Genomic DNA, 19677 nt, shown 5'->3' with positions numbered 1-19677 from the left:
GACGCCGACGTGTCGTCCGCGATCGAGACGGATGACCACAGGTGTCCAAGGGTTGATGTCCGTTGGGACCTGAAACGCGACACCACAGCATAACCGATGTGATCGAATCGATCTTTCCGGCGTTTTGGGGCCGATCGCAGCGATCGTAGGGAACTTTCATGAACAAATTGCTATCCAAACACCGCTGGATGGCAGGTCCCGCCCGGACGGGGAGGATGGGATTGGTCATCTGGTGATGGAAATCTGCTGCGTGTCGGCCTTTGCGGACGCCGTCGGCGGTGGATTGACCGGTACGACTGACACGACCCCCACGACGTGAAGACTCGGATTCAGGCTACTTGTGACGCCTTGGTCGCATTTGTTTGCGGGTTTTTCGGCCCTAACTATACTCGGCTTCGGGTTTACCCCGGCCCGCCCGTTCGGACTCCGACTGCTTTTCGTCACCACCGCAACGACCGCTTTTCCCTGACTGTTTTGCCGATCCGTCGGCGGCGGTCGCACTCCCACGACGTTAACTCAACCACCCGCCAAAGGGCGCGAACCCATTTCGCATCTTCGGCGGGGCCATTCGCCTTGGAAGGTTTGGTCTATGACCACGCGTAAGCGAAATCACTCCTCGAACTCTCCCTCCACCCCCTCCCGACGACGCAAAGCCGCTGGCAAGAGCCGTGGTGCATCGCGTTCGTCGATGTCATCGGCCGACCGCCTGGCGCGTCGCGGCGCTCTGGTGGAGAAACTGGAAGATCGCCGGTTGCTTGCCGGCCCCCAGTTGATCGGCATCCAACCCAACGAAGGCGAATTGATCGTTGACGGGACGGTCCGTGATACGGCTCCGCGTTCGTTGACGTTCCGGTTTGATCAAGACCAAAGCATCGACCCCACGACGTTGGACGGCATTCAGATTCGCCGTGCCGGCAGTGACGGCGTGTTCGACACGGCGGACGATGTGGCGATCCAGCCGGGCAGTGTCACCCTGGGGGAAAACAGCAGCAACGAAGTCGTCGTTCGCTTCGCCGAAACGCTGGTCGATGACCAGTACCGCATCGACGTGTTCGGCTTTGACGACGCACCCCGTGGCATCGTCGGGATCCGTAACGATGCGGGTGAATTCCTGCAGGCGCGAAACGGCGTGGATGCGTCCGAGCGAGTCGAGTTTGAACTGCAATTGGGCGTTCAAATCGAAGCGATCGTTCCGCAACCGGTTGTCCGTCTTGATAGTGGGGAATTGGAACAGCGGCGCAACGAAATTCTGGTCTATTTCAATGAAGACGAACTGTTCGTCGAAAACGACCCGGCGACCGGTTTGCCGACCGATCGATCCGCTGAAAACCCACGCTTTTATCAACTGTTGTTGACCCAAGAATCGGTTCGCACGACCGATGACGTTCTGTACTTGCCCGAGCGAGTCATCTACGACGCGCCGACCAATACGGCGCGATTGATCTTCGAAGGCGACGACATCAACACCATGCCCGGCGTCCCGCTGGGTGGTGGAACCTTCCGATTGCGAATCGGGACCGCGGTGGATTCGTCCACTGATTTGATCGTCGAACCCAGCCCGATCGCGGTCGCCCCGACGGCCACCACCAATTTGGGCCTGGCGTCCGATCTGGCGGTCCAGTTTGACGCGAAGATCTTCAGCGAAGCGGGCGGCGGCCGCGCGGTGCGTTTCGTCGACACCGGTGCCGGTGGTTTGACCGTGGCGTTGGATCCCGACAGCAGCGATGTGATCTTCGACCTTGGCGGAACGACGCCACAGGTCCAAGATCTGCAGACCGTCGTCCAGGGAACCCCGGCGGTCAACGCCGTGATCGCGGTCAGCTTTTCTCAGGGTGGTGTGGCCGGTGCCGGTGGCACCTTGGTCTTGCCCGCATCGATCGTCAACTTTGCTCCGGTGCAATTGGTTGCCGCGGGGGACACCCTGTCGACCGCAACCGACGTCGGCGTCTTCGGCATGGCCGGCCAGCAACTGTCCAGCCTGTTGATCCGTGAATCGATCACGCCGCAGTCTTATGGCATCCAGTTGCCAGGATCGCCGAACGATCCGGGACGTGAAGCACTGGCCGATGCGATCAACGATCTGTTCGGTGCCGATGTCCAAGATGGCATTACCGAGATCAGTTACAACTTTGATGGTGTGATCAGCGGCGGTGACGGCACGACCGCACCGGCGAAGCTGAACAATATCACCGACGTGCAGAAGCGTCGTGTCCGCGAAGCGTTGGAACTGTGGTCGAAGTACCTGGGCGTTCAGTTCCGCGAAACGGTCGATGAAGGCATCACGTTTGCCGTGGGCGAACGATCGGCTTTGTTGTCCGCCGCTGGTACGCAGCTTCGTTCGGTGGATGAACTGAACGCCGCACTGCGGATCGACCCGACGTTCGACAATGCGGCGTTGGTGATGAGCAGCCAAGTCAATTACGGCTTGGACTATGGCGAAGATTTCTTCCGCAAGACGATGGCCGGCATCGGGTTCTTGTTGGGCTTGGACCAAAACCACGAGGTCACCGCCCAGACTTTGATGGCGTTGGATCCGACGTTCTTGAACGCGACGATCAATCCGGACCTGCTGATGCATCCGGAAGACCCGTTCTATGGGACGCAGACGAGTCAGCAACAAACCATCAATCCGAACATCGATGCGCAAACCATCGATGATCCGATCCCCAATGCGTTGGACGGTCCGGAACCGGTATTCCCCGGAAACCAAGACATCTTGCATGGCCAGTACTTGCACCGTCCCGAAAGCATTGACGTCGATCTGTATCGATTCGAAGTTGATCTGCCTCAGGGCCGCGAATTCGGCACGCTGACGGCGGAAACGTTCGCCGAGCGTTTGGCGGATTCCAGCATGCTGGACACGACCCTGGCGTTGTACCAAGAGGTTTCCGCGTCGGCGTCCAGCGATTTCGGTTTGGGCACGTCGGTATCAGTCGACATTCAATCGCAATTGTCCGGCAGTGCGGGCAACCGATCACGAATTGAATTCTTGCGAACCGATCGCGCGACCGGTGACACCGAAGTTCGCGTGACCCAAATCATCGGCGACGACGGTAACCCGTTGCCCAACGCCGTTCGCGTGGACATCCCGCGTTTGAATGCTGAGATCACCGAAGTCACCGTCGGCCAAGTCGTCGATGCGATCAACAACGACGAATTTGCCAGCACCCTGTTCGTGGTCGATGCCGACGTTCTGTCGCGACAAGCCGACATGGGCAACGTCGAACTGGCCCAATTCGCCCCGATCACCTTGGGTGGTGGCGGCACGGTCGCGCTGGCCCAAAACGACGACTACTTCAGCGAAGATTCATTCCTGACCGCGGAACTGGGAAGTGGCGTCTACTATCTGGGCGTGACCGCCAGCGGCAACGGCGATTACAACCCGAACTTGTCCGGCAGTGGTTCGGGCGGAACGACCCAGGGCGATTACGAAGTCCTGTTGAAGTTCGAACCTCAGGTCAGCCAAAGCGATGTCATTCGCGACACCGACGGTACTCGTTCGGGCGTTCCCGGAACGGCGATCGACGGCGACTTGGACGGCACGCCCGGCGGCGTGAACAACTTCTGGTTCCAAACGCGTCCGCTGGAACGGATCCTGCAAGTCCAATCGACCGGTGCGGGGATCGTTCCCGGCCAAACGATGACGATCAGCGGTTCGACCGGTGTGTCGCGACGCTTCGAATTTGTTCCGGTCGGCGGCACCGCGCAGCCGGGCAACGTTCCAATTCTGTACAACGCGACGGTCGGCGGAACCGGGACCAGCACCAGTGGTTTGGCGTTGGCGATTCGTACGGCCATCAACTCGGTCAGCGGTCAAACCGGCGTGTCGTCGTCCTTGTCGACCAGCGGCAACGAACTGGTCTTGGCGGGCGAGCGCGTGCTGTCGTTCAGCAACAGCTTCACGGGTGTCGAGGCACTTGGACGAAACATCTTTGTCGACAAGTTGTCCAGCGTTGTGGCCGACGGAACCTTGGCCCAACCGTTCAACAATGTCGACAACCCGTTCGAAGACGGTGCGTTTGACGCGGCGTTGCCGGGTGACATCGTGCGGATCGTCGGTAACGGCGGACAGGACGGTGATCTGTCGACGATCGCTGACAACTTCAGTTATCAATTCGGTCTTAGCGAAATCGGCGGCAACGTACTGCCCGATGGTCGCCATATGGATGTGCCCAAGGGCGTGACGACGATGGTCGACGCTGGTGCAGTGTTCAAACTGCGTGCGGCCGCGGTCAGCGTCGGCAGCAACAGCTTGCTATCGGACCGCAGCGGTGGCGCCCTGCAGGTCTTGGGAGCACCGCGTTTGGTGAACCTGGCCGATCCGACGATCAGTGGCGTGGAAGTGACTGACACCGGAATTACCCAAATCGGTGATTCGGGCAGCGTTGTCTTTACCAGCACACGCGACCGCAGCGTCGATGCGGCGTCGTCGGGCAACAGCCCTGCTCCGGCGGCCGGCAACTGGGGTGGTCTGATCTTCCAGAACGATTTCGATGCGGCCGAAGGTCGTGCGAATCTGGAATCCGAAGGGATCTTCCTGCAAACCGTCAATCACGCGGAACTGCGTTACGGCGGCGGCAGCAACATCGTGATCAACTCGGTTCAGAAAACCGTCAATCCGATCCAGATCGTCGACCTGCGTCCCACGATCACGTTCAACGAATTGATGCACAACGCTTCGGCGGCGATGAGCGCGACGCCCAACAGCTTCTTGGAAACCAGTTTCCAGTCGCCGCGTTTCCAACAGGCCGGTGCTTTCACCGCGGATTACGACCGCGTGGGGCCGGACATCAAGATGAACTTGGTGACCGACAACAGCATCAACGGTCTGTTCATCCGCACCGAATCGGAAGCCAACCAACCGCCGCGCGAAATCACCGTGTCGGCACGCTTTGACGATGTCGGCATTGTCCACTACATCGCCGAAAACATCTTGATCGCCGGCCAACCGGGCGGATCGATTCAAGACGGCTTTGCGCCTGATTTTGGTTCGGTCACCACGCAAACCGCTGGCGGTGGTTCGCTGGTCAATGGCACCTATCAATACCGCATGACGTTTGTCGATGCGGCCGGCTTTGAATCGTTGGCCAGCGATGCGTCTGACGCGGTGACGATCAGCGGCGGCAATCGCACGGCCCAGTTGTTGAACCTGCCGGTGATTCCGGAACGCAGCGATTATCTGTCGCGTCGTTTGTACCGGCTGAATCCGCTTTCGGGCGAATACGAGTTGGTCGCACAGCTGAACCGCAGCGATGCGACGTTCATCGACAACGGCTCGGTGGCGACGGGCGGGGCGACCTTGGATCTTGGCCGTGCCGGAATCCGCGGACGATTGGACGGATCGTTGGTGGTGGATCCGAACATGGTGGTCAAGTTCCGCGGTGCACGCATCGAACTGGACCATGGCACGCAATTGATCGCCGAAGGCACCGAGGGCAAACCGGTGATCTTCACCAGCGCACTGGACGATCGCTTCGGTGCGGGCGGTTCATTCGATACCAACAACGACGCGGGCATCGCCGGCGGTCCCACGGCACCGCAGCGTGGTGATTGGTCGGGCTTGTACGCCGGCCCCGGTGCAAACGTTAGTTTGGACTATGCGACGATCGCTTATGGTGGCGGCGTCAGCCTGATCGAAGGTGGCCAGTCGCGCGGATTTGCGGCGTTGGAACTGCAACAAGCCGACGCACGTGTGGCCAACAGCCGATTCGAATACAACGACAATGCGATGGACGGGTCCGGCCCGATCGGTCGCAACGGACGCCTGGCGATCACGCCGGCAACGATCTTTGTCCGCGGCAGCCAGCCGATCATCGTGGGCAACGAATTCGTCGACAACTATGGATCGATTATCGACATCGATCTGGCGTCGATGACCGATGAATTGCTGACCGACACCGGCCGGCAAACCGGATCACCGGATCGCGTGGTGGGCTTGGACGATAACCATGGTCCGTTGGTCCGCCAGAACACGACCGAAAGTACCGCCGGCGATGTCCTGGGGCTGCGCCAATTGAACGGTCTGCGGATCCGCGGCGGTGATTTGACCAGCGGCAGCGTCTGGGACGACACCGATATCGTTCACGTGTTGTACGATTCCGTGGTGGTCGGCAACCAAGTTTCCGGTGGGGCTTTGGAATTGCGAAGCCGTCCGGATGAAAGCCTGGTCGTCAAGATGTTGGGCCAAGGCACGCCCAACAGTGCGACGGCGGGAACCGGGATCACGGCAACCGGTTCGACCGGCGACATCAACGATCGCATCGGCGGTACGGTCCACGTTATCGGTTTGCCGGGTGCACCGGTCGTGTTGACCAGTTTGAACGACGACACGGTGGGTGCCGGTCGTAAGATCGACGGTTCGGCCCAAAACGACACCGGCGGCGACGGTTACGGCAGCCGTCCGTCCAGCAATGACTGGCGAAGTCTGCTGTTTGACAACTTGAGCAACGACCGCAACGTTGCAGTGACCACGGAACTGGAATTGCCCACCGCGGCACCTCCCGGGGTCAACGACACGACGATCAACGCCCAGAACTTGGGTGACTTGGCCGCCAACATCTACGCGGGTGACGATCAATCACGCTTGGGCTTTGATGTCCAAGGGTTTATCAGCACGCCCAGCGACGTTGATACCTATGCCTTCACCGGTGTGGGCGGCGCGGAAGTCTGGATCGACATCGACAAGACTTCGATCGGCTTGGACACGGTCATCGAAATCGTCGACAACTCGGGCCAAGTGCTGGCGCGATCGGACAACGGTTACACCGAGTTCTTTGACCCCAGCCTGATCGAGAACAACGGCACCAGTGTGGGCGGCGATCTGTTGGCCGGTCCGCTGGGTGACGTCGACAACCCGCAAGCCAACTTGCAGGCCGACGGTAACTATTACGACTTTGGTTCGACCAACGTCCGTGACGCGGGCTTGCGTTTGACCTTGCCGGGTAACACTGGCACCCGCAGCAATTACTTCGTCCGCGTGCGAAGTGCTTCGGTGGACGCCGAGGACATCGGCGGTGGTCAAACGTCCGGTTCGTACCGGATGCAAATTCGCTTGTCCGAGGCCCAGGAGTTCGCCGGCAGCGTCGTGCGTCACGCCGACATCCGCTATGCCAATCACGGGATCCACGTCCAAGCGTTGCCGGGATCGTCACCGCTGTTGGGCGACGCCCAGGAAAATGAATCGGCCGATCCGTTTTCGCCGGAATTCGCGTCGGTGTTCAACACCGCACAGCCCGGTGGATACTTCATCGACGGTGAACCGCAGTACCCGACCGATATTTACGCCAGCAATGACGATCTGAATGGCGGGTTCTTCAGCAATGATTTCTTCCCGGTCCTGAATGCTCGCCCGCAGAACTTGGGCGACTTGGCGGATTCCAAAGACGGGACGCTCAGCGTTGGCGGTTCGTTGTCGACCAGCAACGATGTCGACTTCTATCAAATCGATGTCGGTCGCGACGCATCGCTTAGCGATATCAGCCGTTCGACGGTCTTCGACATTGATTATGCCGACGGCTACGATCGACCGAACACCAACCTGAGCGTGTTCTTCTCGCCGACGGGCAACCCGAACGACGCCGAATTGGTCCTGTTCGGTGAATCCAGCAGCATTCTGGATGACCTTTCCAGCCCGCTGGACAGCGAATTGGTGGGCGAACTTCTGGATCGGGGTTCACGCACCGAAGAAGACGCCTTCATCGGGCCGATCAATCTGGCCCAGGGCAGCTACTTTATCGCCGTGACCGAAGCCGGTGCGGTCCCAACGGAGTTGAACAGCAACTCGCGACTGCGTCGTGTTCCGATCGAATCGACCGTCCGGATCTTTGACGATGCCGTCGAAGTGATCGGTGGCGTCGACGGCCAAACGCCGGTCAACGGCGGCTTCGTCGATACCGTCAGTGGCGGTTGGTCCGTGACGACCGATCGTTCGACCGATGTTGGTCACCAACGCGTGGATTCGAACATCGAAGCCAGCGGCACCTTTGGTCAAACCTTTGCCGCCATCGATACGACGTCCAACCAATACGACGAAAGCGATTTCGGTCAGATCGACTTTGGATCCGATTCGGAACAAGACGTCGCGTATTCGTTCGAACACGAACTGATCATCGGTTTCGGCGAGAACGTCACCCAGACTCGTCGCGATCAGATCTTGGCCCAGAACGACCTGACCGTGCTGAAGTCGTTCGACTTCATCAACGCAGTTCATGTGCAGTCGGCCGAGACCGGCGACGGGGTGGGACAGATCATCGAAACGCTGGGTGAAATCCCCGAAGTCGAATACGCCGAACGCAATGTCGCTCGCACGATCGCACTGACACCGGACGATCCGCAGTACGGCCAAATGTGGCATTTGAACAATGTCGGCCAGACGGGCGGAACACCCGATGCCGACATCGATTTGCCCGAGGCTTGGGACACATTCACCGGCAGCGATCAAACGGTCATCGCGATCATCGACAGTGGTGTCGACCTGACGCATCCCGATTTGGTGGACAACCTGTGGGTCAACCCGGGTGAAATCGCCGGTGACGGAATCGACAACGACGGCAACGGATACATCGACGATATCAATGGCATCGATGCGTTTGCCGGTGATACCGATCCACAAGATGCGCAGGGTCACGGAACGCACGTCGCCGGTACCACGGCGGCCGTTGGTAACAATGCCACGGGTGTGACCGGGATCAATTGGAACAGCAAGATCATGGCGTTGCGTGTCGGCGACGTCGGGCTGTCCACCGCCGCGATCATCGAGTCGCTGGACTATCTGGTCACGATGAAGACGCAATTCGGCATCAACATCGTCGTCAGCAATAACAGTTATGGCGGATCGTTTGCATCGGCGGCGGAAATGGCCGCGATCCAAGCCAACATCGACGCCGGCATCGGCTTTGTGGCCGCAGCGGGCAACGACAGCACCAACAACGATTTCACGCCACAGTTCCCGGCGTCGTATCCGATCGAAGAAATCATCACCGTGGCGTCGACCGATCACAACGACCAGTTGTCGACGTTCAGTAACTTTGGTGCCTTCAGCGTCGATGTGGCTGCACCGGGGACCAATGTTCTCAGCACCACGCTGGGCGGTGGATATGGGCTGAACAGTGGTACGTCGATGGCGTCGCCACACGTTGCCGGTGTCTACGCGTTGTTGGCCGGCCAAGACCCGACCGCAAGCGTGGATCAGTATCGTACGGCGATCCTGTTGGGTGCTGATCCGCTGGCCAACCTGACCGGCACCAGCATCACCGGTGCCCGATTGAACGCCAATGGTGCCCAAGACGCGCTTGCGATTCTGACGGCCCGTTCGATCGACAACGAATCGATGTTCTTCGACCGCAGCGTCGTCAACGGCAGCCTGCGATCGACCGCGTTCGATTTGACCGGTTACAGCGCCGGTGATCTGCCCCGGTTCTACTTCGACTACTTCGTCGATGCGGCCGATGGTGATACGATCACCGTGCAAGCGACCAGCAACGAACAAACCACGCCGATCGAATTGGACGTGGACTTGAACAACGTCGTCAACTTTGGTGCGTGGCGACAAGGCATCGCATCGTTGGACGCTTTCGCAGGTCACACCGATGTCGTGATCGAATTCTTGTACAACGCGGACACCGCCGACACGTCGGCCGAAGGTCTGTATCTGGACAACTTCATCGTCGGTTTTGCCGAACGCGGTGAAATGGTCTCCGGTGCAACGCCTGGTCAAGGTAGCTTCACGGCATCGTTCGGTGCGGTTTCCGGCCAATACCAGTTGGAAGTTCGGCCGGGCAACGAGTACAGCCAGCAGCTTGACGGCGGCCTGTTGATCGAACGCGGGTTGAAAGACAATCCGAAATTGAGCGTTCCGTATTACCTGAGCGTTCCCAGTGGCCCAGAGGTTGTGCCTTACGACACGTTCAGCTTCGAAGTCTATGACAGTGTTGCCGATGCCGACGTGACGCTGACGTTCCAGTACCAGCCGACCGAAGCGACGCGGCAGAACCCGTCGTTGGTCGATCCCAATGCGATCGCCGTGCCTTATTCGGTCAACGCACCACAAGACGCCGGTTTGATCGTCGCCTCGGTCACCAATTCGGTGATCACCGCGATCCAGGGCGTTGCCGACGTCGCGATTCTGGGTGTTCGCCGCGTGGATTCACAGCCCACGCAGTCCTTTGACACCAACGATCGCCAAACCGAAGCGATCACCTTGGTGGCACCTGCGGGCAACCAGCTTAGCGACGGTGACCAGTTCACCCTTAGCGACGGCAGCAACACCGTGGTGTTTGAATTCACCACCGATTCGGCCGTCGCCTTTGGCTCGATTGGCATCCGGTTCACTCCCGCCGATGCGCCAACCGACATCGCCGAAGCGATCATTCGTGCGATCAATTCCGGTGTGGTGCAAGGCGAATTGCAATTGCGTGCTTCGACTTCGACCGGCGACTGGGACTTCAGCAACCCGACCGCACCGGACGCGTTGCCGACCGACGGTCGTGTCGCGTTACACGGACACGCGGTCGGCCAGTTCGTCGCCGTTGAAAACGTTGGCGATGCGACCAGCAGCGATCCGTTGCCGGTGGCCGGTGATGGAACCGTGCAACTGTCGGCGATCTACCATCACGGCCTTGGTGATCAGAACGCCCAGCGACTGCAGGGTGCGTTCATCATCGAAAACAACACGGTCACCGAGGCCCACGCGATCGGCATCTGGTCCGATACCGGTCACCGTGGCACCGATCCGGAAGACAACCGTGACCCGGCATTGATTGGTATTCCGGCCGGCAATGATTTCTTGCAACTGCCACCGGTCGGCAATTCGCCGCTGGGTGCGGTGAAGAACCTGCCGATCTTGAACGATTCGGTCGAAGGCGGTCTGACCGCCGGCGTGGTCGTTCGTAATAACATCGTCGACCAGGCTGGATACACGGGTATCAAGGTCGACGGGGAAACCCGGCCTTTCGTGGTCGAGTGGGACGGTTTGAACGATTGGTATTCCAACGGCAACACGTTGTTGCAGGATCGTGGTGACATTTTGGTTCCCGACGGTGCGATCATGGCGATCGACGCTGGCGGAACACGAGTCGTCTTTGAATTCGAAGACATCAGCGGCGCACCGACCAACCAGGGCGGCAGCGGCCAGGTCGGCGGTGACGGCTTTGTCGATGGACACGTGCCGATCTATTACCGATTGGGAAGCGGGTCGACGACTTACAACCCCAGCGGTCCGGACCCGATCCGTAACTTCGGTTATTCAGCGCATGAATTGCTGATGGCCATGTACGAATCGATCCAAGGCAGCATCTTGGTCACCAACGGTCTGGTCGAATTGGTTCGTCCGACGTTGGGACCGTCGTTGACCAGTCCGATTTCGCCGATCTTGCGAACGATCGGTGAAGACCCCGTCGGCGCGACCTATGGTGGCGACGTCCTGGATTTCGATAATCCGGCGTTGTACCTGGAAGGCGTCACGGGAGTTTACATGTCCATGAACTTCCAAAAGGACATCGAGGATTCCAATCTGAACTTGGGCCTGGATTCGTTCTTCAGCTACACCAGTTTCGATCCGGTCACTGGCGAAACATTCAACGGTCCGTCGCCGTTGATGCCGATTTACGAGGCCCCGCAACCGTTGGCCAAGTTGATCAACAACACCGTCCGCGGATCGGACGGAACCGAGGGTGCGTTCCTGGCCGATGGTTCACTGTCGGGCGCCGTGGGCAGTGCGACCGAAGAATCCAACGACGTGATCGCTGAAGCGGTCGATACGAAGTTGGAAGTCAGCCATCGTGGTGCCTACTTTGCCGACGGATCGATCGGCGACCATGTGGGACCGTTGCCGTCGGGTCAAGACGTCGATTTCTTCAAGGTCGAACTGGGCGTCGGCGATCGATTGATTGTCGACTTGGACACCGTCGCGGGTGGACCGACCGGTTACCTGCGACTGTTCGGCCCGGGCGGCGAAGAATTGGCGACCGGTGAAATGGGCGCGTTGCCGGAATACCTGAACCCCGGCAGCAGCGTTGAATTCCCCGTCACTGATGACGCCAACGCACGCGACAGCTACATCGATTACACGGCCCTGGCAAAGGGGACGTACTACGTCGGTGTCAGCAGCGAGGGCAACGAAACTTATGACGCCAAGAGCCTGGCCGATCGGACCGATCCGACTGGTGGCGAAGGCGACTATTCGATCGCCATCGAAACCTACGCCCCGCGATCGTTCGTTCTGTCGCTGGACAGCCATCCGCTGACTCCGTTCGACGCCGAACGTACCACTGGCAATATCAACGGAACGCTGGCCGAAGGCGGACCGGGGAACGGTGCACCAACATTGGTCGGAACCACGTTCACGATCACGCAAATCCCGGATTATCTGATCCCAACCCGCACCGGCGATGCTTATGCCAACGTCAACGCGGACGGAAACCGTGTGACGTTCGAATTCACCAGCGGTGTCAACAGCATCGTGCTGCCCAACGGCAACATCAACGTGCCGATCTTGACGACCGACTTCATGAACGGTGGCGGTTATCGCGTGCCGGATATCATGCGGGCGATCAGCAACGCGATCAACGGTTACCTGAATAACCCGGCGTTGCCGAACCACGAGGTCAACAATGGCCCCGACGGCACCAACGGCCCGATCAGCCGCGTGGAAGCCCGGGCATTGGGCGGAACGCAAACGGACAACGTTGGCATTTACAACTTCATCCGTGAAAAGGGTTTCCCGCTGGGTGGGATTGTCACGACCGATGGCGGTGACCCGCCGACTTTGACGGGCTACTTGACCGGGTTCGATTTCACGACCGGCTTTGGACACGATCGTCGCGAAAGTGGTGGAACCGTCTCGATCGTTCCCGACGGTACGTTCACCGATGGCCGCGGAACGACCGAACTGTACGTGGCAATCATGAATGCCGCGAACATCGAATTGAGCCCTGAGGCACGTGCCGCCGGACTGAAGCTTGGGCCGGACAACAGCACCTTGGCCAACGGCGATCAACGGTCGACCGAATACGCCAGCGAAGCTGACCAAGTGCTGGTCGAAAACGGTATCTTCGTCGGCAGCGGTGCTAGCGCAGCGATTTTGAACAATGTGATAACGAATGCTCACCAAAGCATCGTTCAAGAAGAATCGGGTGCATTCGGGTTCGGTGCTCGCATCGACGAACTGAACCCCGATCTGAGTGTCAAGAAGGGCGAGATCACGCAAACCGGCAACGCGATTCAATACGACGAATCGCGAAACACACAACTGCGTTCGGATCTGTCTTGGTCGATCAACAACGGTGTCGGTTTGATCAACCGCAACCCGGCGTTGGATACCAGCATCAGCACCGATCTGCGGACCGGTCCCAGTAACATCAGCGGTGGTAACAGCGATTTCAACTTCGTCGCACGTCCCGCCAGCGAAACCGGCCAGACGCCGGGTAACTTCATCACGCTGACCAGCGGTGATTTGTTCGTCGATGCCGCGGCTGGGAACTTCACGCCCGCCGATCACGCGCCGATCGTCGACAGCGCGGTCGATTCGATCGATCCGAACGTCGCACTGACGGAGATTTATGACTTGTTGGGAATCCCCAGCTCGTTGATCGTCAGTCCGGCTCGTGACCACAGCGGTCAATTGCGTGCGGACGAACCGACGATGTCACCGCCCGGTGGTATCGGTGCGAACGTGTTCAAGGATCGTGGTGCACTGGATACCGCGGACTTTGTGGGACCGATCGCAAGCTTGGAAAACCCGCTGGACAATGACTTTGCCCAACTGGACAGCGATCCGTCCAACAGCTTCGTGCGTCGCACCGACGGTGTGTTCAATGAATTCCGCGTCCTGGTCCAAGACTTGGGCGACAATTCGAACCCGTTTGTCGGCAGCGGAATCGACGATTCGACCGTGGTGGTTGCCGAAATTCCGGGCCTGCGTCCGATCGGCGCCAACGTCACGCTGTTTGAAAACGATCGGCTGTTGACCGAAGGCATCGATTACACGTTCAGCTATGACGAAACCCGCGGCGTGATCACGCTGCGTCCGCTGGCCGGAATCTGGTCCAACGACCATTCGTACCGCATCGCATTGAACAATCGTGACCGCACTGTTGTGATTGCCCCCGGAATCAACGAAGCGGTCGACGGCGACCAAGTGGCCATCACCGAAGTCGGTGGCGGTCGAGTGATCTTCGAATACGACACGGGCTATCAGATCCTTGCACCGGAGGTGTTGACGCTGACCGTTCCGGTCGAAGGCACCAATGCCGGCGGACTGTCCGACGGTGATGTGTTCCAAGTCAGCGATGGGGTCCGTGGTCCGATCTTGTTCGAACTGGACAACGACGGCATCACGCTGACCGGCACCACGCCGATTTCCATCCCGACGACGCCGACCCCGATCGATCCAGATGATCTGCAGGTCTTCTTGGAAGGCATCGCGACCAGCATCGGAGACGCGTTGCAAGCCGAGGTCGATGGCGGACGTATCGACGCCGACATCATGGTGGACGGAACCAAGATCCTGATCGGTACCGAAGCGGGTGCGACCGTCGATGCCAGCAACAGTGGCTTGTCCCAGGCGGCTCGGACTCTGTCGATGCAAATTCCCGGCAGCGGTGTCGGTGCATCGGGAATCCAAGACGGCGACACGTTTGTTTTGTCCAACGGACTGCGGACCGAAACCTTTGAATTTGATACCGACGGCAACCTGACCGCTCGGACCAACATCCCGGTGATCGTCAGCAACGGCATGACCGCCGATGCGGCCGCCAACGCCGTGGTTACCGCGGTGAATGATTCGCTGTTGGCTCTGTCCAGCACGTCCAGTGGCGACAAGGTGTTCTTCAATCTGCCGTCCGAAGGTTCGGCGTCGGTCGTTTCCGGTCGTGCAACGATCATCGGTATCAGTCGCACTCCGGTCGACGCGGATTCGATCACCGTGACATCCGTCGACGGTTCGACCACTGCCACGCTGGAAATCAATCGCAGCGACGAAGTTGACTTGGATGGAAATCCGGCCGACGACGGCGTGACCGATCCGAACATCCCGCTGAACATCACGCGTCTGACCACCGCGAACGAGCTGGCACAGCAGATTGCCACGGCGTTGCGAGGCTTGGACATCGGTGGATTGGATCCGAACGTGATCGAAGCCAGCGATGGCGGAATCGTCCATGTCGGCGGTTCGGACGGCCTAGGATTGACCGAAACGGGATCGGCCATCGATGTGGTCGGTTCACCATCGGTCGCCGGTTCGTCGACGATCGCCATCATGGGACCACTGTTGCTGCGGCTGCCCGGCGTGGGCGGTGCAGGCATTGCCGACGGCAGCACGTTCATCGTGCGTGATGACAACGGCAACGACGTCGTGTTCGAAATGAACGTGGCGGGAACCCCGGCAACGGTCGCCGGTGCGACGGTGATCGATTTCAACACGTTCGACGATTTCAACACGCTGGGCGACAAGATGGTTGCGGCCATCAACGCGGCGGGCACCGGCGTGACGGTCGTCAACAACGGCGCCGGCGAATTGAGCTTCGGGTATGTGACCGACAACCGGTTGGACGTCAGCGGCATCCCGCAGATGCAAAAGGTTCGCGGGTCGGTCAGCGACGGCGAACAAGTCACGATCACCCAAGGCGGTGTCAGCGTGACGTACGAATTCGATTCGATCCTTGGTGGTGGCGGAGTCGGCGCGGGTAACGTCGCGGTTCGATTCTTGCCCGACAGTCCCGCCGGCGACATCGCAACGGCTTTGGCCGCGGCGATCAACGAAAACCCGTTGGGATTGACCATCAGTGCGGTTGCCGAAACCGATTCGGCCGGAAACCCGACCGGCAGCGTGAAGCTGAACGACATCCCGGGAACGGTCGTCGATGTATCGCTATCGCCGACCTTGTCGGTGTCGGGCGTGCCCGGTGGTGCGATCGCGGTTCCGATTCTGCCGTCGTTCACCGCCGTGCAAATCAAGCAAGCCTTGATCGCGGCGATCAATTCGGACCAAAACCCGACCAGCTTGGTGGCCGAGGATCGTGGCGGAAACACATTCTTTGTGGAAAACAGCCAGCTGATCGATGGCAACCTGGATTCGTTCTACTTGCCGGCCATCAAGGACTTGGCGGGCAATCCGCTGGAACCGAATCGTGACGACAACACGACTCAATTCACCATCCTGTTGCCCACGATCGGACTGGACTTTGGTGACGCACCGGACCCACGCGACAACGTGCCCGGTCGTTTGCCGACCCGCCTGGCCAATGACGGTGCACGTCACGTCGTGACCCCCGATTTGACCTTGGGCACCCGCGTCGACGCGGAACCCGATGCGTTGCCGACGCCGCAAGCCGATGGTGACGATTTGGTCATCAACATCGCATCGTCCGGTGCCTTGTTCACGACGTCGATCGCCGCCGGTTTTGCCCAGATCGATCAAGTCGTCGGCGTTGACGCCACGACTCGCGATGGTGACACGATCACGATCGCGTTGGGCGGCGAAACGGTCACGTTGGAATTCGACATCGACGGCATCTTTGCCGAGGAGAACTTTGCGATCCAACCGGTCGATCCCACTGATCCGGTTTCGATCAGTTCCGCTATCGCCGATGCGATCGCCGAAAGCCCGTTGGGACCGAGCGAAGTCAGCATCGACGGCGGCACCGTGAAGGTGTTCAGCAACGATGAAGACGGCGTGTCCTTCGTCAGCGACATCAACCCCGTCGGTTCGTTGAACAAGGGCGTCATCACCCCGGTGACCGTGACGGTCGTCGGCGAAGGCGTCCTGGAAGCATGGATCGACTTCAACGCCGACGGCGACTGGAACGATCCGGGCGAACGCATCATCGACGGCAGCAACCCGCTGGCTCGATTCAGCGACACCGGTGCCCCGGTCACGCGGACCTTCAACATCACCGTTCCCGGCATCGCGGCCACGCGACCGACCCCGGTGGAAACGTACGCTCGATTCCGTGTCTCCCGCGAAGGCGGATTGGATGCTTCGGGCTTGGCGTTGTCCGGTGAAGTGGAAGACTACGTTGTCACCATCGTTCCCGGTGCACCGCCGACCGTGGACGAAGCCAACTCCATGTTGGAGTACACGGTGGCCGAAGACTTCAATCTACAGGCACTGGACCAAGACGGAAATCTGACCACGTCGCCCAACGACAATGGCATCTTGGCCGGTATCACCGATCCCGATGGGGACCCGGTCAAGGTGTTTGATGGTGACGTCGGCACGCGGACGCTGACCACCCCGGGTGGCACCGTTGTCGGTACGTTGAATCTGCAAAGCGACGGAACGTTCAGTTTCGTTCCGACAGCGGACTTCAACGGTGTGGCGACGTTCACCGCACGGGTCAGCGACAGCAAGCCGGGCGCGCCGGAAACGGAAATCGTTTCCAGCACGCCGATCACGGTCACGATCGATGTCACGCCGGTGAATGATCCGCCGGTCGCATCGCCGGCACCGACGCCGGTCGAATTGACGATCGACGAAGACGAAGTGATCACGCTGACAACGGCCGAACTGATCGATCCGTTCTACGTGCCCGGTCCGGCCAATGAGATGGGTCAGTCGCTGATCCTGCAAGAAGTCTTCAGCAACGCCGGTCAGTTCGTTACCGAGCTGGGCGGAACGTTGACGCTGTCCGAAGACGGTACCGAGGTCGTTTACACGCCTCCGGCCGACTTCAACAGCACCACCCAAGTCGATCGATTCTCGTACCGTGTTGCCGACATCCCGGGCGACGGCCAAACCAGCCTGATCGCGGGCGAAACCGGCACGGTGGAATTCACCATCAACGCCGTCAACGACGCCCCGCGTGCCGGTGACGACTTTGTCCAGACGGGTGAAAACGAGCCGGTGGAAATCTCGGTCGCCACTCTGTTGTCCAACGACACGCCGGGGCCGCAGGACGAAATTGATGCCGGTCAGACGATCAGTCTGATGGCCGCCCAGTTCCCGTTGACCACTCGCGAAGGCGGCACGGTCACGCAATCGGGCGACACGCTGACGTACACCCCGCCGACCGATTTCAGCGGTGCGGATCAGTTCACCTACGGGTTGATCGATTCGCTCAACGCGACCGGCCAAGGGTTGGTTCGCATCAACGTTGACGACGTCAACGGTGCACCGGTCTTTGTCGGCGTTGATGGCAATCCGGATCAAACGTCGCTGACGTACACCGAAAGCAAAGATGATCCGAAGACGGTCACTTTGGAATTGTCGACTTGGTTCGACGATCCGGAAAATGATCCGCTGCAATACACGGTTGACACGTCCAACGGATCGATCGTGGGTGTCCAACTGGACGGCAGCACGATGACGTTGACTTTGCCGCCGTACTCGTTCGGTGAAGCCGATCTGACGATCACCGCGACCGATGACGACGGTTTGTTCGATACCGCAGTGGTTCCGGTCATCGTGACCAACACGCCCGATGCCCCCGAGGTGCTTAATCCGCTGGGGACGGTCAACGGTAATGAGAACACGACGGTCGAAGTCGATCTGTCCGATGTGTTCCGTGATCGCGACAACGACGATCTGGATTACTTGATCACGCAAATCGGTGGCACCGCCGTGGTTGCCGGCCAACCGTTCCCCGAGAACGCATTGGTCGAAAACATCACCTTCAGCGGTGAAACGATGTTCATCCAGCTGAAGCCGAATGCGACGGGATCGATCGACATCGATCTGCGTGCCTTCGACGGCGTGTTCCCGGTGACGGACTCCTTCACACTGGAAATCGCTGCGGTCGAAGAAGACCCGATCGCGGTGGCCGATGGCTATGTCGTTCCGGTTCGCGGAACTTTGGCGGTCACCAGCGTTTCCAGCGGCTTGCTGCGTAACGACAGCGACAACGACGGTGACACGTTCACCGTTGATGTTGCCACTGTCACGTCCCCGGCATACGGCGACCTGACGGTCAACGCCAACGGAACGTTCCAGTACGTCAACAACAGCGGCGAAGCCGGCGACACGGATTCGTTCACCTATCGCATCGAAGATTCGACCGGACGCTTCAGCGATCCGGTGACGGTGACGATCACGTTGTCACGATCGCGGTATCAAAACCCGATCGCTGAAATGAGCACCGACGTGACCGCCGATGGCTTTGTCACCGCGTTGGACGCCCTGCGGGTGATCAACATGCTGAACCGCGCCGGTGGTGTGAACGAGATCCCGACCAGCCAACTTGGTTACGATCCGCCGGACTACGTCGACGTCGACGGCGATGGCGTGATTTCCGCGTTCGATGCTCTGTTGGTGATCAACGAACTGAACCGACGTGGTGCTGAACCGGAGGGCGAAAGCCCGGCGGCAGGCGTCACGACGTCCTACGCCTCGGTCACGCCGAACCTGGCGACTCGCAACGTCGCGGCATCGATCGTTTCGGACGAGGCTCCGGCAACGACGATCAGTGGCGACGCGGCCAGTGACGCCGTGTTGGCTGGATTCGAAGGCGTCGATTCGGCACCATTGGCCGACGCCGCTGACGGGCTGGCCACATCGACCGCTGGCACCGGATCGGTCGACAGCGACAACATTGATCAGGCCCTTTCGACCATCATGGACGAGCCGTTGCTATGACGTGATCAGAAAATTGTTCCCCCCCTTTGATTGATGCCGAGCGTCGGGACGAATCCCGACGCTCGGGTCCCTGCATTCTTCCCCATCCTTTTCTTCAGCTCCGCGGACCG

Annotated in this window: 1 protein-coding gene; it reads left to right on the top strand. The window is 59.7% G+C overall.

What is annotated here, in order from left to right:
* The first annotated feature begins 688 nt into the window (after window positions 1–688).
* Window positions 689–19567 (top strand): S8 family serine peptidase, encoded by an 18879-nt coding sequence (locus tag Mal65_RS14855; protein ID WP_145299081.1) that lies wholly within the window; start codon window positions 689–691, stop codon window positions 19565–19567.
* Window positions 19568–19677: the final 110 nt, after the last annotated feature.

It is taken from the genome of Crateriforma conspicua (assembly GCF_007752935.1).
Classification (GTDB): domain Bacteria; phylum Planctomycetota; class Planctomycetia; order Pirellulales; family Pirellulaceae; genus Crateriforma; species Crateriforma conspicua.
Note: the sequence above shows the minus strand (reverse complement) of the source record. Positions and strands in the feature narration are given on the sequence as shown.

Bases quoted from the DNA above. Each gene is read 5' to 3' on its own strand.
- Mal65_RS14855 (WP_145299081.1), top strand. From the start codon at position 689: ATGTCATCGGCCGACCGCCTGGCGCGTCGCGGCGCTCTGGTGGAGAAA.